Source organism: Lactococcus sp. S64, from assembly GCF_016516525.1.
GTDB lineage: Bacteria > Bacillota > Bacilli > Lactobacillales > Streptococcaceae > Lactococcus > Lactococcus lactis.
The window spans coordinates 12089-30473 of the sequence record NZ_JACVUQ010000005.1 but is presented as its reverse complement, the minus strand read 5'-3'; the positions used below and the strand labels follow the sequence as shown (position 1 = coordinate 30473).

Genomic DNA, 18385 nt, shown 5'->3' with positions numbered 1-18385 from the left:
GAATTTAGAACATGAAAAAAGGCGACATCATCATCTTAGCTGATGGACAGAAAGCTACCGTTATATTTGGTGATGAATCAAATTATCAACATAGCTGTATTGTAAAATTGGAAAATGGTCAATTAAAAGTAGTTGAAGAAAAAAATATCTCGCTTCTTTCACTAAATTAATAACTCAAATGTCATATGCTTATAGCTTTTTATTTAGTAAAATAATGAAAAAGCTCATCCTCAATAGCTTTGAGAGGTTAGAAAATGGTTAATATGTTTTCGGTTATAATAAATTCAACGGTTATCTACTGGGCAACAGCCCTAGATTTACTTATATTACTAGCAATATTATATGTTCGTTTTGATAAAAAAAGTCATTTATCTATTACTTTGGGACAAATAATTGGTTCTTTTGCACTTGTAGTGGTCAGTTTATTTTTTGCGGTCATCCTAAAACTTGTTCCAGAAGAGTGGATTTTGGGTTTACTGGGCCTGATTCCTTTAGGACTAGGAATAAAATATTTATTCCTTGGGGATGATGATGACGATGAAGAATTAGATGAATTGCTACAAAAAAGGAAAAATAAAAGCTTGCTTGGAACTGTTATTATCATTTCTTTTGCGAGTTGTGGAGCGGATAACATTGCTTTGTTTACTCCATTTTTTATGACACTGTCAGCAAATAATTTGCTATTATCTATAATAATTTTTGCCTTAAACATATTAATTTTAGGGCTTCTTGGAAAAACAATTGCAAAAATTCCTCACCTTCATGACGTTTTAGAAAAATACAGTCGTTGGATTCTTGCTTTTGTTTATATAGTACTTGGAATAATGGTTTTACTAGAAAGTGGAACAGTCTCCAAAATTCTCAGTTTTTTGTAAAACATAATTTAAAGATTAAAAAAGTTCCGTATTTCCGAACGATAATTTAGATTTAATCAAAAGCATCAGGATTTTTTAAGTAAATCTTGATGTTTTTTGATAAAATAAAAAATAGTGCGATAGGAGCTTTCAAGAAATGATTTATCTTTTACTTTTGATAAATTAGTTCAAAAGTTGAAGAAGTTTTTTAGAAATGCCAGCCAAGCGAACTTGGAGCGTGCAAAATATTTTAAGAAAAGTGGATAGTCAAAACTATCCAAAAGGAGAATATTATGCCATCAGTAGTAGTTGTCGGAACGCAATGGGGAGACGAAGGAAAAGGTAAAATTACAGATTTCCTAAGCTCAAATGCAGAAGTTATTGCCCGTTATCAAGGGGGAGACAATGCAGGTCATACCATCGTCATCGACGGCAAAAAGTTCAAACTTCACCTTATTCCATCAGGAATTTTCTTCCCTGAAAAGATTTCCGTTATTGGGAATGGTGTCGTTGTTAACCCAAAATCACTGATTGAAGAAATCGCTTATCTCGCTGAAAATGGAGTTTCTGCAGAGAGTTTACGTATTTCAGACCGTGCACATGTTATCTTGCCTTACCATAAAAAATTAGACTTCCTTCAAGAAGAAGCCAAAGGCGATAAGAAGATTGGGACAACCATTAAAGGGATTGGTCCAGCCTATATGGATAAAGCAGCTCGTGTCGGAATTCGTGTTGCAGACTTACTTGACAAAGAAATCTTTGAGGAACGTTTACGTACAAACCTTGAAGCTAAAAACCGTGAATTTGTAAAAATGTATGATTCAGAACCAATCGAATTTGAAGAAATATTTGAAGAATACTATGAATACGGTCAACAACTTAAAAAATATGTGACAGATACTTCAGTTATCTTGAATGATGCCCTTGATGCAGGAAAACGTGTCCTTTTTGAAGGAGCGCAAGGGGTAATGCTTGATATTGACCAAGGAACATATCCATTTGTAACTTCATCAAACCCAGTAGCTGGTGGGGTAACAATTGGCTCTGGTGTGGGTCCATCAAAAATTTCAAAAGTTGTTGGTGTTTGTAAAGCCTATACTTCACGTGTGGGTGATGGTCCATTCCCAACAGAACTTTTTGATGAAGTTGGACATCAAATTCGTGAAGTAGGACATGAATATGGAACAACAACAGGACGTCCACGTCGTGTTGGTTGGTTTGACTCAGTCGTAATGCGTCATGCAAAACGTGTTTCTGGCTTGACAAATCTTAGCTTGAATTCAATTGACGTTCTCTCAGGACTTGAAACAGTAAAAATTTGTGTTGCTTACGAACGTAGTAATGGTGAACAAATTACTCATTATCCAGCATCACTTAAGGAATTAGCAGATTGCAAACCAATCTATGAAGAATTGCCAGGATGGTCTGAAGATATTACTTCATGCCGAACTTTAGAAGAGTTACCAGAAGCTGCTCGTAACTATGTTCGTCGGGTTGGTGAACTAGTTGGCGTACGTATCTCGACTTTCTCAGTAGGTCCTGGTCGTGAACAAACTAATGTTTTAGAATCAGTTTGGGGCGTATAAAGTCAAAATAAAAAAGCCAGAGCATGCTCTGACTTTTTTTGTTTACAAGAAGGGTCCAAAGACTTGTGAACTAGAGTTTTTATTATTGACGTTGACATCAATTACATTATAAAAGGCATTAGAAGTATCAGCTACATCCCAGACAGCCAAAACAATGTGATATCCAGATCGATCAGTTGGAATGTTAATCGTATGTGAGAGATTATTTGTTGCAGGAGACCCATCGTGATTGATTGTTCCTATAAGTTCTAATTCTGAACGTTTTAAAGGTGCATTTTGGTCCCAACCTGTTTTGGTCATATAGTAGTGCCACTTAGTTGTTTTATGAGGTGCAGTGTATTTCCAAGTGAAGATGTTAGAACCTGTACTAATAGATGTTTTTTTCCAGCGTGAACTAGTTTGATTATCTAGAACAAAGTCGCCTATTTGCCCTAAGCCTCCATTTGCAGAAGCAATCCGACCATCAGCGGGACCAGACACCGGGAAGCCTTTAGGTGCTTCTAAAGATTGTGGGTTACTAATAACATTTCCATAAATGTTAAAAGCGGCGGTCCAACCTAAACTTTGAGAATCTAATTGTCCTTGATAGCCTCTGGCTGGTGGTGATTGAACATAACCATGAGCTGATACAGTATCTGTTTTAATTAAAAGGGAGACACTGAGTAGACCTGCAGCAACTAATAAACCAGTAAGTAGTTTTTTCATAAATTTATTCCTCTCCTATTTATAGCTTTTTCCATGGACCAAAATCTCCTGATTGGTCAGGTTGTTGGCCAGTATTCCACCATTTTGCTTCATAATTTACTCCATTAAAAGTAACACGATCACCTTGAACATAAACTTTATCCTTTTGCCAAGTATTATTTTCCGCTGATGTGTCCAGTGTCATAAATGTAGCTCTGGCCGTATCAGAACGATTACCTGAAGGGTCAACTGCTACAATTTCAACATTGTATTCAGTTTTTTTGGATAATCCCGTCACATCTTGTAAGCCGGAAGTACTTTTAAATGATTGAGTACCAATCTTAATTTCATAGTGATCAATGCGAACATTGTCTGTAGATTTTCCTTGAATCGTGGCAGTAGAAGCAGTCACATTACTAATTGAAATTGTGGGCAAGGTTGGTTTTTCAGTATCTTCAATCGGTTGATTGTTAAAGAGCATTGGGGCGTATGTATTTACAAAAGTATTATTATATTTTTCGCCATTTGAATTGGTTCCAGCATCCCAATTTACTGACCAAGTCATTAAACCTTTTATTTCGTTACCAGAAGCTTTTAAGCGATTCAATGCATTTTTTACGGCATTGGGGTCTTTCACATAACCTGTTGCAGCAGCGTCATTATTAGATGGTAGACCAATAACGAATTTACTGGCTGGGATTTTAATAAACCCATCTGTTCCTGTTACGAGACGTTGAGTTAAACCATAGAGAAAATCTTCTTTTTTTTCGTCATTTGATTGAGAAATCCACATATTTAAATCACTATCCCAGAAACCATCTCCTCCTTGATTATAGTATTGAGGATTGATGAAATCATAGTACGAATCTAAATTGTTGATATATGGTGCATATTTTCCTGAACTTGTTAAATAAGGAAATTCTGGAGCCATCGTAATCATAAAGTTTTTACCATCTTTTCGATAATGGTCTTTAACTTTTTTTAAAGCGGATGGGATAACAGTTTGATTATCTGCTGCTTCAATTGCAGCCTGTTCTAAATCAATATCTAATCCATCAAAGCCGTAAGTATCTACAAGACGAATGATTTCATTAACAAAATCACTTTCCTGACTTTTCTTTAATTCAATATGAGCGTCAGCTCCTCCTAAAGCGATTAAGACGCTCTTACCTTCGGCATTTAATTTTGAAATTTCGGCTCTGAATTCAGTATCGGTTTTGTTATAAGGCTTGAAAGTGGGAAGGGTTTGTCCTTCAGGTGTTTTCATAAAGGAAACATTAATTACATTGTAGCCTTCTTGTGTACTTGAAAGATTGAAGTCAGCAGAACTTCCTCCTTTATAACCATCTTTTCCTGTTGATTTCCAATTGTGCCAATAACCTACAAGCACTTTATCTTTTGGATTGACCATTTCACTAGCTGCATCTGCTAAGACTTGTTGCCCTCCTAATACAACAATTCCTATAGATGCTGTTACCAAAAAAGCCTTAATTTCTCTACGTTTTTTCACTGAAATCATAAATATCTCCTAAACAATAGTGATTTTAAAGATTCCGGAACCTTGTTCTGTAAGCGCTAACTTTATTTTAACAATTTTTTTCCTTAACTAAAAATAAAAAGGTTTATAAAATAATTATTTTTGAAGGATAAAAAAACACTAATATTCATAAAATATTAGTGTTTTTCTTATTTTAAATCTTTAAGTAAAGAATCTAACCATTCTTTTTTAAAAGTTTCTCTTTGAATAGCAAAATCTAAAACCAAATAGTGGCCACTTTTTTTATTTTTTTCATCTTCACCAAAGAGGTCTTTTTGACGTTTAATCAGATATTCCAGTTTTTTCTGGTGGACAATACTTTCTTCTTCAATTAGTTTTTGGAGATTTTCTTCATTTTTGTCATCAAGAAAATAAAGGCGGAGCATGAATTCATCTTTTTGAATTGGATAGCGGTCAACAGGGTGTTTTAACCACTCGTTAAATAGTTCGATTCCTTTTGGAGTAATTTGATAGGTTTTTTTCTCTAACTTTTCACCTACAATGTGTACATCAAAAGTAACGGCTTGATCGTTTAATAATACTCTAAGTGAAGGATAAATTTGCCCTGTGTTGGCTTGCCAAAATTCACCGACTTCACTTTCAAACTTTTTCTTAAGGTCATAACCACTTAATGGTTCGGTCTTTAAAAGTCCAAGTATAATATAAGATAATTTATCTCTATGGCTCATATTTTTTCTCCTTTATTTCCATGATACACAAAAAATAGTAAATTGTAAATTTTTGATGTAGAATTTAAACTTCATTTTTAAAAAACTGTCTATTCTATTATATATAACGAAATTTAAGGAAATCTAAATTGATAATTATTTAATGTTGATAAGATGGTATTCTATTGATTTCTCAAATAAAGAAGAGACAAATTAAATATTATTTGTCTCTTCTTTATTATTTTTGACTTGAAAATTAATGCTTAATCATTTTATAATTTTGGTCAAAGTATTTTCCGTTACGAATATCATTTGTCATTTCTTTGTAAGGAGCTTGTGCGACGACATCGTCATTATCTTTACCTGCTTCAGCAGCATAAGTGATTTTTGCAAATTCTGGGACTAAATATTTAGGATAAGTTTCATATTTTTCGCGAGACTCATGCATTAAGTCAATAAAATCATTTTGGAAGCAGACAGTGATTTCTGGGTGTTCTTCTACCCATTTCGGGAAGAAAATCATGCCATGTAATTTTCCTTCATTTGGAAGAAAATCTAAGGCAACATCAGTACCAGTAGGTTCTGTCCATGTAATTTTATAAATCCCTTCGGTTAACATCACTAATGAAACTTCTTGGTCTTTGACCCATCGGCCAGCGACCATTCCGCCATGGATACGGTAATCAATGGTATGGTCGTTTTTGACGTAAAGTTCATATTCCCAACCATTATCATAGGTATAGATAAAGTGTGTTCCGACAAAATCTTCTAAGCTTTTAAATGTTTTCATTAAATTCCTTCTTTCTAAACATGTTTTATAAACATGTTTTAAATATATATTTATTATAAAATACGTTTTTTGTTTTGTCAAGATAAAAAAATACACTTTCTTAAAGTTGACAAATCTTATGAAAGTGATAAAATTAAGCATAGATGTAAGAAGAGTAGATTGTCTATGAAATTTGAGGGAATTGTGGTCACCGACTGAAAGCCACAATATGGAATTGCAATTGAAGTTCACCTTACTAAAGAAAGCTATTTTTAATCTATGATTTAGAGTGATAGTCTAAAAGGTAGGCTTTTGTGTGAATTAAATAATTAAATTAAGTGATAAAATAGGATGGTACCGCGGCTTTCGCTCCTTTGGAGATGAGAGTTGTGGTATTTTTTATTTTCTATTAAATCTGACTCAAATCTCTTTTTAATAACAAATATATATTTTTCATAAGTTGAAAGGATAAAAATGAACTTACAAGAAAAAATTGAAGACCTTCGCAAGCGGACTTTGTCTGACTTACTCTCTGTTGCTGATGAAAAAACACTGAATAATTTAAGAACTGTGATGCTTGGTAAAAAGGGTGAATTGACTGAAATTCTGAAAGGGATGAAAGACCTGACTAATGAAGAACGTCCAGTTATTGGCGCACTTGCCAATGCTTTTCGTGATGAGTTTGGGGCAAAATTTGAAGCTAAAAAAGTGGAAATTGAACAAGCAGTAATGAATGCCGCTTTAGAATCAGAAACTTTGGATGTGACTTTGCCAGGAAAAGCTCAGAAAAAAGGAAGTCGCCATATCTTAACTCAAACGCAAGAAGAAATTGAAGAAATTTTCCTTGGAATGGGTTATGAAATTGTTGATGGCTATGAAGTGGAAACGGACCATTATAATTTTGAGCGAATGAATCTTCCAAAAGATCATCCAGCTCGTGATATGCAAGATACCTTCTATATCACTAATGAAGTTTTACTTCGTACGCATACTTCACCTATGCAAGCTCGGACAATGGATGCTCATGATTTCTCTAAAGGGGGTTTACGCATGATTGCTCCTGGTCGTGTTTATCGTCGTGATACAGATGATGCCACTCACAGCCACCAATTTCATCAAATTGAAGGTTTGGTTGTAGATAAAAATATCACAATGGCAGACCTTAAAGGAACGCTTGACCTTGTCATGAAAAAAATGTTTGGTCAAGACCGTGAATTACGCTGGCGTCCAAGTTATTTCCCATTTACTGAACCTTCTGTTGAGGTTGATATTTCTTGTTTCAAATGTGGCGGAAAAGGCTGTAACGTCTGCAAACATACCGGCTGGATTGAAATTCTTGGTGCAGGTATGGTCCATCCCAATGTGCTTGAAATGTCTGGTTTAGATTCTTCAGTTTATTCTGGTTTTGCTTTCGGGCTTGGTCAAGAACGTATTGCGATGCTCCGTTATGGAATCAATGATATTCGTGGATTCTATCAAGGGGACGTACGATTCTTGGAGCAATTTGGAAAATAAAAAAGTCAAAAAACTGTGAATAGAAAGTGAAATAAAATGCAAGTATCATATAAATGGTTAAAAGAGTTGGTGCCTAATCTTAGAGCGACATCGGCTGAATTAGAACAAAAGATGTCAACGTCTGGGATTGAGGTTGAAGGCGTGACAAGTCCAATGGAAGGTTTGTCAAAACTTGTTGTGGGAGAAATTTTATCAAGTGAAGATATTCCTGACACACACTTACACATCACACAAGTGAATGTTGGAGCTGAAGAATCATTGCAAATTGTTTGTGGTGCGCCAAATGTTCGTGTGGGTATGAAAGTAATTGTAGCACTTGTGGGTGCTCGAATTGCTGATAATTATAAAATCAAAAAAGGTAAAATTCGAGGAGTTGAATCTCTCGGGATGCTCTGTGCGCTTGATGAAATTGGGATTGATGAAAAAATTAATCCAATGAAGCATGAGGATGGTATTTTTGAAATGCCAGTGGATGCTAAAGTTGGTGATAGTATTTTCTCTTATCTTGATATGGATGATGAAATCATTGAATTATCAATTACACCAAACCGTGCGGATGCTTTGTCAATGCATGGGGCAGCTTGGGAAGTTGGTGCTATTTATGGTTTACCAGTTCAATTAGAAAAGAAAGATTTAGTAGAAGCTTCTGAATCAGCAGCAAGTAAAATTGCAGTAAAAGTTGAAACAGATAAGGTTCCAACATATAAAATTCGTTTGATTGAAGGGGTTAAGATTGCTAAATCACCACAATGGTTGCAAAACCGTTTGATGAATGCTGGTGTGAAACCAATCAACAATGTAGTGGATGTGACGAATTATGTTTTGATGGCTTTTGGTCAACCTTTGCATAGTTTTGATTTTTCTAAATTTGGTTCTGATGAAATTTTGGTTCGTCAAGCTAAGGCTGGTGAAAAAATGACAACCTTAGACCATGTTGAACGTGAATTAGATGATTCTGATATTGTGGTTACCGCAAATGGACTTCCTGTAGCGCTTGGTGGTGTTATGGGTGGCGCTGATAGTGAAATTACTGACGAAACAACAAGTGTTGCCCTTGAAGCGGCTCTATTTGATGGGACTTCAATTCGTAAAACTTCTCAAAAATTTGCTTTGCGTTCGGAAGCATCAAGTCGTTTTGAAAAAGGAATTAATGAAGGAACGGTTCGTGAGGCACTTGATTTTGCAGCAGCAATGATAGTTGAATTGGCTGGTGGAAAAGTTCTTTCAGGTGTTGTTGAATCAAATGATTATCAACCTATTTTGCCAAAAGTATCAATTACTTTGAGTCGTGTTAATAGTGCTTTGGGAACAGATTTATCTCTTGAGACTGTGGAAAAAATTTTTGTTCAACTTGGCTTTGGGGTTGAAGTTGAGGGTGAAAAATTTACTTGTGAAATCCCATCACGTCGTTGGGATATTCATATTGAAGCTGATTTAGTTGAAGAAGTAGCTCGTATTTATGGCTATGATAATTTGCCAAGTACTTTGCCTTCCTCACAAAATGCTGGGGAATTGACTCAAATGCAAAAATTCCGTCGTACGGTGCGAACAGGTCTCGAAAGTTCAGGGCTTAATGAAGTTATTGGTTATTCGCTTGTAACTCCAGAAAAAGCAACTGAATTTGTGGGTCAGCTTGAAACAACAACGCTTATGATGCCAATGACCGAAGATCGTCAAACACTTCGTGCAAACATGATTCCAGGACTTTTGGATATTGTAAATTACAATCAGAATCGTAAAAATGCTGATGTGGCAATTTATGAAATTGGCAATATTTTCTTACCAAATCCAGATGATATTCGTCCGATAGAAGTACCAAACCTTGCTTTTGCTATTTCTGGAAATGTTGTGGATAAATCATATAATGGGCAAGCTGTTCCTGTTGATTTCTACTATGCTAAGGGAATTGTGGAAAACCTTCTCGAAGCATACAAAGAAGTAGAATTTATTCCAAGCAATAATCAAGCAGCGATGCACCCAGGACGGACTGCTGTCATTAAAATTAATGGTCGTGTGGCTGGTTTTGTAGGACAAATTCATCCGGCGACAGCTAAAAAATACGATATTGCAGAAACTTATGTTGCTGGTCTTGATATGCAAGTGATGCTTGAAGAATTACCAGCTCAAACTATCTTTACTGACATTCCGAAAGTTCAAGCTGTTCACCGTGATATCGCACTTTTGATTGATGCTGAAGTGACACATGCACAAATTGTTTCTGTCATTAAATCAAGTCGTGTCAAAACACTTAGCCAAGTTGAGTTATTTGATATTTATCAAGGCAAAAACTTACCGGCTGGTAAGAAATCAATGGCTTACAGTCTCACTTTCCAACCTGCTGAAAATACAATGACAGATGATGAAATTACGGCTGCGGTCAATAAAATTACAAAAAATCTTGTGGAAAAATTGGATATAGAAATCCGTTAATTTGAAAAAGTACTGACAAAAAAACTGTCAGTAAAAATCTCTATTGGTATTTTACTGATAGAGATTTTTTTGCAAATAAATAATAAAGAAGCGAATGAAAATTTGCTTTCAGTAAATCAAAAGGCTCTTGTGGAAGTGTCGTTTTGTATTTATTTTAAAATTATGTTAATGTTAGTAAAGATATTGCAATTAAAATCCTGAGGGGATATGTTAGAATAGACAAAGTATGAAGAATTTAATTCCTAAAAAAATAAAACAAGTTGGAATACTTGTGGGAGCTTTACTGATGATTTTGTCAGTACTACCATCTAATCTCTTAGGAGTAACAAAGGTAAATGCTGAGAGCTCTCAAACGGAAGTCAACCAAGAACTTACAAACTTCCAAACAGAACTCGATAGCAAATTAGCGCAGGCGAATAAGATTTATAGTCAAGCGCAAGAAGCTCAAGAAAAAGTTAAGCAGTCAAAGAGCAAAATCACAGAATATGAAGGCAAAATTGCTGAAACTGAAAATGATATTGTTCAACTCAAGGCTTCTGTCGCAAAACAAATGCGGGCAGTACAATCAAATGGTGGGGCTACGTTCTCATATATTGATGTCGTTGCGTCATCAAAAAATCTCTCAGAGATGATTACACGTTTGACCAATCTGAATGTAGTTTTGACAGCCGAGGCTGACCAAGCTAAATCTTTGATAGAAAAAGAAGCTTCACTTAAAACAATGAAAGTTAAATTGGAAGAAACGCAAGAATCTCTTGTGAAAAACCAAAATGACTATCAAGGACAAGTAGATAGCTTGCAAAGTAGTATTTCATCGCTTAAGGATAAAATTAGTTCTAATAAACAACTTTTGAGTGAAATGCAAGAAAAAGCAGCAGCAGAACAAAAAGCTCGCGATGAAGCATTGGCTAAATCGGTAGCTGAGGTTAAAGCTAAAGCGGAGCAAGAGAAGGCTAAGACTTCATCAAGTTCGTCAAGTACTCAAAACTCAAGCTCATCAAGTTCTCAAAGTTCACAGGCTTCAAGCGATAAAGGAACGGATGGTGCTAACAATGGCTCATCTACAACAACTTCTGGTGGTCGTACTTTAAATGTAGAAGCAACGGCTTATGCTTTGAATGGGATTACAGCAACGGGAATTGATTTAAGTAAAAATCCAATTTGTATTGCGGTTGACCCAAGTGTTATTCCTTTGAATTCTCTTGTTGAAGTTCCAGGATATGGAATTGCAATTGCTGGTGATACTGGGGGAGCAATTATTGGGAATATCATTGATGTCCATTTTCCAACTAATGACCAAGCAATTGCTTGGGGACGGAAAAATATTCAAATCACTGTTTTGAGTTAATAAACTTTAAAAAATAATGAAAGGCTTACAGTGAAGCCTTTTTTTGGTATAATGAGAACATGATAAAAAATGGACGTATTGTCAAATCTTTGGCAGGCTTTTATGATGTAGAATCAGAAGGTGAAGTTTATCAGACGCGTGCGCGTGGTAATTTCAGAAAAAAAGGGATGAAACCTGTTGTGGGAGATTTTGTTGAATTTTCTACTGAGGAAAATTCAGAAGGTTATATTTTAAAAATTGGTGAGCGAAAAAATTCTTTAATTCGACCATCTATTGCTAATATTGATCAAGCTGTGATTATTATGTCAACAGTGAGCCCAAATTTTAGTTTGAATTTATTAGACCGCTTTTTGGTTTTTTTAGAGCATAAAAATATTCACCCGATGATTTACATTTCTAAGTTGGATTTACTGACAGAGATGCAGGAAGGTTCAGATAAGAATAAAAAGACTTTTGATCAGCTGACAGATTATGAACAGATAAAAAGTGATTATGAACAAATTGGTTATGATGTTTTTTTTGATGCTAAGCATTTGGTCAGTAATTTAGCGGGAAAAGTAACTGTCTTTATGGGTCAAACTGGCGCGGGTAAGACTACTTTGCTAAATAAAATTGCACCAGAAATGCAACTGGCAACGGGAGAAACTTCAGAAAAACTGGGACGTGGGCGTCATACGACACGTCATGTTGAATTTTTTGAATTGGCTGGTGGCTTAATTGCTGACACACCAGGATTTTCTAGTCTAGACTATGAAGTGACGAATCAGCCGGATTTAAATGCTGCTTTTCCTGAAATTTTAAGAATCAGTCATGATTGCAAGTTTCGCGAATGTACACATACGCATGAACCCAGCTGTGCAGTCAAGCTGGCACTAGAAAATCATGAAATTTTAGAGAGCCGCTATGATAATTATTTACAGATTTTAGATGAAATTAATCACACGAGGGAAACTTATGAGAAAAAACGAAAAAAACAGGGCTAAAGATAATATTTGGTTAAAACAAGCTGGTTTTTTTGCCCTTGTTTTAGCATGGATTTTAGCGATTTATTTTAAAAATGATTTGTCAAAAACAATGATGATTATTGTATTTATCCTCTTGGTTATTGCAACTTTCTTTGTTATTTTTTGGTTAAACCGTGTCTTTTTTGGATTAACTAATCAGCCCAAAGAGGATAAAAAAGATTTAGAGAGTTCACAGGACAAAGAAAAATGAAAAAACGATTGAAAACAGAAGCCTTTTTAGCGGTTATTTTTGCGCTTATTTGCCAAATCTTAGAAATGTTTGTCTTCAAAAGTGGAAGTCTGGCCTTTGTGATGAATTTCTTGACCGTCATTGCTTTAGGCTTAGCAATTATGCTTGGAGTTCGTGCGGCAACAGTTGTAGAGCATAAACGTGAGGGTGAATCTTGGAAAACAATTATTAAAGAAGAACTTCATGATGATTCATCAGAAAATAGTGGTGAATAAGTGTTTTTAGTTTCAAAAGATAAATTACTAATTCAAGTTATTTAGAGAGAGGATAGAAATGAAAAATAAAATTGCTCCATCAATTTTGTCAGCAGACTTTGGAAATTTTGCAAGAGATGTGAAACGTTTAGAATCTGCTGGAGCTGACCTTGTACATATTGACGTAATGGACGGACATTTTGTGGATAATTTAACCTTTGGAGCTGGCGTTGTTTCGGCACTTCGCGCACAAACTCATTTATTTTTCGATGTTCACATGATGGTTGAAAATCCTGAAAAATATGTGGAGGATTTTGCAAAGGCAGGAGCTGATAGCATGAGTATTCATGTTGAAGCAACTCATCATATTCACGGAGCACTTCAAAAAATTAAGAATGCCGGCATGAAAGCTTCGGTAGTTATTAATCCTGGAACTCCTGTAGAGGCGATTAAAACTGTTTTACCACTTGTGGATATGGTCTTAGTAATGACAGTCAATCCTGGTTTTGGGGGTCAAAAATTTATTCCTGAAATGATGGATAAAGTTCGTGAACTCGCTCAAATTCGGACTGATAAAAAGCTTGATTTTGAAATCGAAGTTGATGGTGGAATTGATGACCAAACAATTAAAGTTGCTAAAGCTGCCGGAGCTAATGTTTTTGTTGCAGGGTCATTTATTTTTAATGGTGAAGTTGAGAAAAATATTGAAAAACTTCGTGTAAATTTATAAAATTCTCAAAAAGTTACTGACAGCTTTTTTGTCAGTAAACTTTAGGAATTGATTTAAAGTTTTTAGAAATGTAGGAAAATAAAAAATCAAGATGGAAGTCATAATTATTATATTACTTATACTTTTGATTTTACTGTCCCTTGCCAATTTTTTCAAAAAAACTGACAAAGGAAATACGAGTCATCAGTTAAATTATCTTAATCAAAATTTATCGGAAATGCGCTCAGATATTAACCAGCAACTTGCGCAAAATAGACAGGAACTTTCTAGTAGTTTACGTTCGGTCAATAATGATTTTTCGGCACTGACAGAAAATATCAATAGTAAGTTTGATTGGCAGTTTAAAGATTTACAAAACTCAAATGAGCAAAAATTAGAAAAAATTTCTGTAAGTTTGGTAGAATCTACTGATAGAACAGTTAGTAAACTGTCAGAACTGACAGAGTCAATTACCGCCAAATTTGACCATAAATTTAAAGAATTACAAGATTCAAATGATAAAAGATTGAGTCAGATTCAAGAAACGGTCGATGAAAAATTGCAAGAAACATTAAATCGCAGAATTTCGCAATCCTTTGAACAGGTAACTTTACATTTGAAAAATGTGGAAGAGGGCTTGGGTGAAATGAGAAATCTTGCCAGCGATGTGGACAGCTTACAAAAGGTAATGACCGGTGTTAAAACACGTGGGATTGTTGGTGAAATTCAGTTAGGCCGAATTTTAGAGCAAATGTTTACAAGTAGTCAATACCGTGAACAAGTCAATATCCAAGGGGGCAATGCAGTTGATTATGCTTTGATTTTACCTGGAAAATCTGATGATTCAGAGCTTTTATTACCAATTGACTCAAAATTCCCGATGGAAGATTATCAACGCTTGCAAATGGCTTTAGAATCTAATGACAGTCTGGAAATTGATAAGACAAGAAAAGCATTGTTTAATGCCGTCAAAGCTCAAGCCAAATCAATCAGCGAAAAATATATTGTTCCACCAAAAACAACCGATTTTGCCATCATGTTTTTACCAACTGAAGGGCTGTTTATGGAAGTGGTCAATAACCCTGAACTTTATGAACAAATCAGTCGTGATTACAAGGTCAATGTGACAGGTCCAACGACAATGACAGCCGTCTTGAACAGTTTGCAAATGGGCTTTAAAACTTTGCAAATCGAACAAAAATCAGCTGAAGTTTATGAGCTACTAGGTGCTGTCAAAACAGAATTTGGTAAGTTTGAAGGTTCACTGAAAAAAGTTCAAGAACGTCTGCAACAATCTGAAAAAGAGATTAGCAATCTAATCACCACAAGAACAAATGTGATGAATCGTAAATTACGGAATATCAATGAAATTGATAATAGTAAAAGTAGTGAACTTCTAGGGATAGATAATGAATAAACTTCTCTTTCTAGTTTAGGTTCGATATCTAAGAAAGTCGCTCTTAAAAGCGGTAAAAAATTAACATATAAAAGTGGGACGTAAGAAAGAAAAACATTTATTTCTTTGGTGAAATGAAGCGCCCCTGCAAATTAATTTAACTGAGTTCGGGCTCGTAGAAGCGTGTGAAATAGAAACTGGATTATATTCAGAACCACAATTTTTATCACTTCTGAATGCTCGTTCTCACATCTTAAAGGAGAAAACATGGTGCTCATTAAAAACTTAGAAATTGGCGAATTTTTTGAAGGGTTTTATCTGATTAAATCAGTTGAATTACGTCAAACTCGTGCAGGAAAAGACTTTTTAGCTTTAAGTTTTCAAGACCGAACAGGAACAATCAACGGAAATATTTGGGATGCCAATCCTAAAGCGGTTGAACAATTTAGAGCTGGACGTGTCGTACATATGAAGGCTCTCAAAGAACTTTATAATGGAATGCCTCAAGTCAATAAAATACAATTACGTTTGGCGACAGATAGTGAACCTAATCAACCTCATGATTACCGAGAAAGTTCTCCTGTTCAAGAAAAAGATCTACGTGAATATGTTCAATCAATCGTCTTCCGTATTGAAAATGCGACTTTAAATCGAATTGTACGAACGATTTTGAAAAAATTTGATAAAGAATTTTATGAATTTCCTGCTGCAAAAACTAATCACCATGCTTTTGAAGGAGGTCTTGCTTTCCATACAACCACCATGCTTCAATTAGCAGAAAAAGTTTGCGAAGTTTATCCACAACTCAACGAAAATTTGATGTTTGCCGGTGTTTTACTGCATGATATGGCAAAATGTTTAGAGTTTACAGGTGCGGAAAATACTTCTTATACTTTGCGCGGAAATTTGCTTGGGCACATTGTTTTGATTGATGAAGAAGTGAGTAAAGCCGCCATTGAACTTGGCTTTGATGATGACAATGAAGATTTATTAATGCTTCGTCATTGTTTGTTGAGTCATCATGGTGAGTTGGAATATGGTAGCCCTGTTCGTCCGCAAATTATGGAAGCAGAAATGATTCATCAAATTGATGTTATGGATGCCAATATGATGATGATGACTACGGCGACTCAAACGCTTGACCCAGGTCAATTTAGTCAACGCGTTTGGGCTTTATCTAATCGTAATTTTTATAAACCAAGAAAAGATTAAACCGTGGCGCATGGTTCAAGTGAATAAAAAAGCTGTTTTGCACCTAAATTTGAGCAATTTGGTGTGGAACATCTTCGCGCTTCATGCTAGGCTCTCCACTCTCGCAGTCGAGTGGATTGTTAAAAGGGGAGCCCAAGGGGCTCCTCTTTTGTCTATTTCCACAGACATTTGAGTCATAATTTAACTTTTTGATTTTTTGTGGAAAGTACTTTGTCAACATTCTGAAGTGTGACGTACATTTTTTTACTGACAGAAATTTTTGTCAGTAAAAATGGTAAAATAGAGGAAGTTAAAAAAATATAAGGAGTTTTTTATGAATTACACTTTAAAAAATGGCCACTTAAATGTTGTTGTGGATACTTTTGGAGCAGAAATGCATTCTATTCAACATGATGATATTGAATATTTGTGGCAAGCAGATGCAAAATTTTGGGGGCGTCATGCTCCAGTTCTCTTTCCAATCGTAGGGAAATTGAAAAATGGGGAATATCGCTATAATGACAAAACTTATAAAATGGGCGGACACGGTTTTGCACGTGATAATGACTTTGAATTAATTAAGAAATCAGCTGATGAACTTGTTTTTGAACTTCGTGACAATGAAGATAGCTTAAACCACTATCCCTTTCATTTTGTTTTCCGTGTTTCTTATAAACTAGTAGACAATAAAATTAGAGTTCGTTATGAAGTGAAAAATGAAGATGAAAAATTCATGTCTTTTGGCGTTGGGGCTCACCCAGCTTTCAATGTTCCTTTAAAAAATGGAACTTTTGAAGATTACCAATTAACAATTTCACCAGATGAAAAGCGGACATTTATTCCACTTGATCCACCGTCAGGAACTTTGAAACTAGATGAAAGAGTTGAAAGTCAAGTCAGTCAACTTCCGTTAACAAGAGCACTTTTTGATAAAGATGCTTTAGTTTATACCTCATCAAAGGAGATGAAAGTTTCATTGACCAATAAATTAGATGACCACGAAGTCAGCCTAACATGGAAAAATATGCCTTATTTTGGTTTATGGTCACCTTATCCAAATGAAGCACCCTTTGTTTGTATCGAACCTTGGTGTGGAATTGCAGATGATGAAAATACTGATGGAGATATTACCAACAAATTTGGAATCAATCAATTGGCACCAGAAGGAAAATTTTCTTGTGAATATACCATTGAAATTAAATAATCAAAAAAGACTCTCGTATTTTTACGGGAGTTTTTGCTTAAAAAAATGCTAGAATTAATTGAGATAGGCTGTCAGTAAACTTAGGAGTTACAAAATTACTGACAGAATAAAAAACGACTGACAGAAAGTAAAATAATGACTACAATTCTTCTCAACGCCTTGAGTATCATGCTTGTTTTATTTTTAGCTCTCCTACTAAAGAAAATTAGAATTCTTCATCAAAAAGACGGAGCATTAACTTCAAAAATGGTTGTTTATTTGACCTTGCCAGCAACAATTTTAATTGGAGTCAATCATACAAAACTCTCTAATATTTTTTTTATCTTGATGTTTATGGGACTTTTTTCCAATCTTCTTTTAGTTTTTCTAGGAAAATTTATTGGACGAAAAGCTACTGTTGAAGAACGTGGACTTTATATGTTTGATTTGTCAGGTTATAATATCGGAAATTTTTCAATTCCTTTTGTTTCTAGTTTTTTTCCAGCAGCAATTCCATTTCTTGCCATGTTTGACATGGGAAATTCATTAATGGTGACAGGGACTACTCAAGCAATTGTTGAACTTTCAAGTGGCAGAAAAAAACACGGCTTTATCTTACAAGAAATATTTGGCGTCTTATTTCGTAATCCACCCTTTGTTGTTTATATTTTTATGTTTATTTTAGCAATTTTCGGCCTATCTTTTCCGGATGAATGGCTGATTCCAATTCGCCCCTTAGCAAATGCTAATACTCTTTTATCTATCTTTACGATTGGGCTTTTTATGGAATTTCGTCTGCCAAAGGGAAAATTAAAACTTGTTTTAAAAATATTGACTTGGCGCTATTTACTAGCCTTTATTTTAGCTAGTTTGGTTTATTTTTTCCTTCCATTTCCAGCCATAATAAAAGAAATTCTTTTATTAATCTTCTTTTGCCCAATGTCCTTTTTACATATGATTCAGGCTATAGAACTTGGAAATGATAAGGCCTTAGCTGGATTGACAATAAGTTTATCCATGTTTATTTCTTTAATTTTAATGAGTATCATTGTAATAATTTTATGAGG

Annotated in this window: 18 protein-coding genes; 14 read left to right on the top strand and 4 right to left on the bottom strand. The window is 34.9% G+C overall.

The genetic code is table 11. The features are described from left to right. Window positions 1-11: 11 nt before the first annotated feature. The 3 genes from IAE51_RS06735 to IAE51_RS06725 all read left to right on the top strand — a co-directional run bounded on the left by IAE51_RS06735 (window position 12) and on the right by IAE51_RS06725 (window position 2440). Window positions 12-170, top strand: coding sequence for a hypothetical protein (locus IAE51_RS06735; protein ID WP_004254823.1), 159 nt, complete (start codon window positions 12-14; stop codon window positions 168-170). A gap of 84 nt (window positions 171-254) precedes the next feature. Beyond that, window positions 255-875 carry a CadD family cadmium resistance transporter gene (locus tag IAE51_RS06730; protein ID WP_200095048.1) on the top strand — a complete coding sequence of 207 codons (621 nt, stop codon included), beginning with the start codon at window positions 255-257 and terminating at the stop codon, window positions 873-875. A gap of 272 nt (window positions 876-1147) precedes the next feature. Next, the gene (locus IAE51_RS06725; RefSeq protein WP_004254838.1) at window positions 1148-2440 is read left to right on the top strand and encodes an adenylosuccinate synthase; all 1293 of its coding nucleotides are present in this window, start codon (window positions 1148-1150) and stop codon (window positions 2438-2440) included. Between the two features lie 42 nt (window positions 2441-2482). On the opposite strand, the gene IAE51_RS06720 is transcribed toward IAE51_RS06725, so the two are convergent. From IAE51_RS06720 to IAE51_RS06705, 4 genes are all read right to left on the bottom strand, one after another. Continuing rightward, on the bottom strand, window positions 2483-3145 hold the full coding sequence (locus IAE51_RS06720) for a lytic polysaccharide monooxygenase (protein WP_012898471.1): 663 nt from the start codon (window positions 3143-3145) through the stop codon (window positions 2483-2485). 19 nt (window positions 3146-3164) lie between these two features. Further along, the gene (locus IAE51_RS06715; protein WP_012898470.1) at window positions 3165-4643 is read right to left on the bottom strand and encodes a glycosyl hydrolase family 18 protein; all 1479 of its coding nucleotides are present in this window, start codon (window positions 4641-4643) and stop codon (window positions 3165-3167) included. 167 nt (window positions 4644-4810) lie between these two features. Beyond that, entirely contained in the window at window positions 4811-5350 is a 540-nt protein-coding gene (locus IAE51_RS06710; RefSeq protein ID WP_004254847.1) for a PadR family transcriptional regulator, read from the bottom strand. Between the two features lie 235 nt (window positions 5351-5585). Continuing rightward, window positions 5586-6119, bottom strand: coding sequence for a phenolic acid decarboxylase (locus tag IAE51_RS06705; RefSeq protein WP_010906203.1), 534 nt, complete (start codon window positions 6117-6119; stop codon window positions 5586-5588). Window positions 6120-6572: 453 nt separating this feature from the next. Between IAE51_RS06705 and pheS the strand changes: the two genes are divergently transcribed. The 11 genes from pheS (at window position 6573) to IAE51_RS06650 (ending at window position 18383) form a co-directional block, all read left to right on the top strand. After that, window positions 6573-7613, top strand: a complete 1041-nt coding sequence (pheS, locus tag IAE51_RS06700; protein WP_004254858.1) for a phenylalanine--tRNA ligase subunit alpha — start codon at window positions 6573-6575, stop codon at window positions 7611-7613. 36 nt (window positions 7614-7649) lie between these two features. Further along, complete coding sequence (gene pheT, locus IAE51_RS06695; RefSeq protein ID WP_200095046.1) at window positions 7650-10043, top strand: phenylalanine--tRNA ligase subunit beta; 2394 nt, start codon at window positions 7650-7652, stop codon at window positions 10041-10043. A gap of 226 nt (window positions 10044-10269) precedes the next feature. Continuing rightward, window positions 10270-11391: a 3D domain-containing protein gene (locus IAE51_RS06690; protein ID WP_033900840.1), complete on the top strand. Its 1122-nt coding sequence runs from the start codon at window positions 10270-10272 to the stop codon at window positions 11389-11391. Window positions 11392-11450: 59 nt separating this feature from the next. Continuing rightward, entirely contained in the window at window positions 11451-12374 is a 924-nt protein-coding gene (rsgA, locus tag IAE51_RS06685; RefSeq protein WP_200095044.1) for a ribosome small subunit-dependent GTPase A, read from the top strand. Beyond that, window positions 12346-12606, top strand: coding sequence for a hypothetical protein (locus IAE51_RS06680; protein WP_012898465.1), 261 nt, complete (start codon window positions 12346-12348; stop codon window positions 12604-12606). Before rsgA ends, IAE51_RS06680 begins: the two co-directional genes overlap by 29 nt. Then, the gene (locus IAE51_RS06675; protein ID WP_004254880.1) at window positions 12603-12860 is read left to right on the top strand and encodes a hypothetical protein; all 258 of its coding nucleotides are present in this window, start codon (window positions 12603-12605) and stop codon (window positions 12858-12860) included. Before IAE51_RS06680 ends, IAE51_RS06675 begins: the two co-directional genes overlap by 4 nt. A gap of 58 nt (window positions 12861-12918) precedes the next feature. Next, entirely contained in the window at window positions 12919-13569 is a 651-nt protein-coding gene (gene rpe, locus IAE51_RS06670) for a ribulose-phosphate 3-epimerase (protein ID WP_004254883.1), read from the top strand. 91 nt (window positions 13570-13660) lie between these two features. Continuing rightward, window positions 13661-14965, top strand: coding sequence for a DNA recombination protein RmuC (rmuC, locus tag IAE51_RS06665; protein ID WP_004254886.1), 1305 nt, complete (start codon window positions 13661-13663; stop codon window positions 14963-14965). A gap of 246 nt (window positions 14966-15211) precedes the next feature. Beyond that, window positions 15212-16156 carry a 3'-5' exoribonuclease YhaM family protein gene (locus tag IAE51_RS06660; protein WP_004254890.1) on the top strand — a complete coding sequence of 315 codons (945 nt, stop codon included), beginning with the start codon at window positions 15212-15214 and terminating at the stop codon, window positions 16154-16156. A gap of 313 nt (window positions 16157-16469) precedes the next feature. Continuing rightward, a complete protein-coding gene (locus tag IAE51_RS06655) occupies window positions 16470-17339 on the top strand; it encodes an aldose 1-epimerase family protein (protein ID WP_033900845.1) in 870 nt (289 codons plus the stop codon). Between the two features lie 135 nt (window positions 17340-17474). Continuing rightward, window positions 17475-18383 carry an AEC family transporter gene (locus IAE51_RS06650; protein ID WP_012898462.1) on the top strand — a complete coding sequence of 303 codons (909 nt, stop codon included), beginning with the start codon at window positions 17475-17477 and terminating at the stop codon, window positions 18381-18383. Window positions 18384-18385: the final 2 nt, after the last annotated feature.

What these genes read in the sequence shown, in the direction of transcription:
- IAE51_RS06720 (WP_012898471.1), bottom strand. Translation starts at nt 3,145, where the DNA reads ATGAAAAAACTACTTACTGGTTTATTAGTTGCTGCAGGTCTACTCAGT.
- IAE51_RS06650 (WP_012898462.1), top strand. Translation starts at nt 17,475, where the DNA reads ATGACTACAATTCTTCTCAACGCCTTGAGTATCATGCTTGTTTTATTT.
- rmuC (WP_004254886.1), top strand. Translation starts at nt 13,661, where the DNA reads ATGGAAGTCATAATTATTATATTACTTATACTTTTGATTTTACTGTCC.
- IAE51_RS06655 (WP_033900845.1), top strand. Translation starts at nt 16,470, where the DNA reads ATGAATTACACTTTAAAAAATGGCCACTTAAATGTTGTTGTGGATACT.
- IAE51_RS06725 (WP_004254838.1), top strand. Translation starts at nt 1,148, where the DNA reads ATGCCATCAGTAGTAGTTGTCGGAACGCAATGGGGAGACGAAGGAAAA.
- IAE51_RS06710 (WP_004254847.1), bottom strand. Translation starts at nt 5,350, where the DNA reads ATGAGCCATAGAGATAAATTATCTTATATTATACTTGGACTTTTAAAG.
- IAE51_RS06715 (WP_012898470.1), bottom strand. Translation starts at nt 4,643, where the DNA reads ATGATTTCAGTGAAAAAACGTAGAGAAATTAAGGCTTTTTTGGTAACA.
- IAE51_RS06680 (WP_012898465.1), top strand. Translation starts at nt 12,346, where the DNA reads ATGAGAAAAAACGAAAAAAACAGGGCTAAAGATAATATTTGGTTAAAA.
- pheT (WP_200095046.1), top strand. Translation starts at nt 7,650, where the DNA reads ATGCAAGTATCATATAAATGGTTAAAAGAGTTGGTGCCTAATCTTAGA.
- IAE51_RS06660 (WP_004254890.1), top strand. Translation starts at nt 15,212, where the DNA reads ATGGTGCTCATTAAAAACTTAGAAATTGGCGAATTTTTTGAAGGGTTT.
- IAE51_RS06675 (WP_004254880.1), top strand. Translation starts at nt 12,603, where the DNA reads ATGAAAAAACGATTGAAAACAGAAGCCTTTTTAGCGGTTATTTTTGCG.
- rsgA (WP_200095044.1), top strand. Translation starts at nt 11,451, where the DNA reads ATGATAAAAAATGGACGTATTGTCAAATCTTTGGCAGGCTTTTATGAT.
- IAE51_RS06705 (WP_010906203.1), bottom strand. Translation starts at nt 6,119, where the DNA reads ATGAAAACATTTAAAAGCTTAGAAGATTTTGTCGGAACACACTTTATC.
- IAE51_RS06735 (WP_004254823.1), top strand. Translation starts at nt 12, where the DNA reads ATGAAAAAAGGCGACATCATCATCTTAGCTGATGGACAGAAAGCTACC.
- rpe (WP_004254883.1), top strand. Translation starts at nt 12,919, where the DNA reads ATGAAAAATAAAATTGCTCCATCAATTTTGTCAGCAGACTTTGGAAAT.
- IAE51_RS06730 (WP_200095048.1), top strand. Translation starts at nt 255, where the DNA reads ATGGTTAATATGTTTTCGGTTATAATAAATTCAACGGTTATCTACTGG.
- IAE51_RS06690 (WP_033900840.1), top strand. Translation starts at nt 10,270, where the DNA reads ATGAAGAATTTAATTCCTAAAAAAATAAAACAAGTTGGAATACTTGTG.
- pheS (WP_004254858.1), top strand. Translation starts at nt 6,573, where the DNA reads ATGAACTTACAAGAAAAAATTGAAGACCTTCGCAAGCGGACTTTGTCT.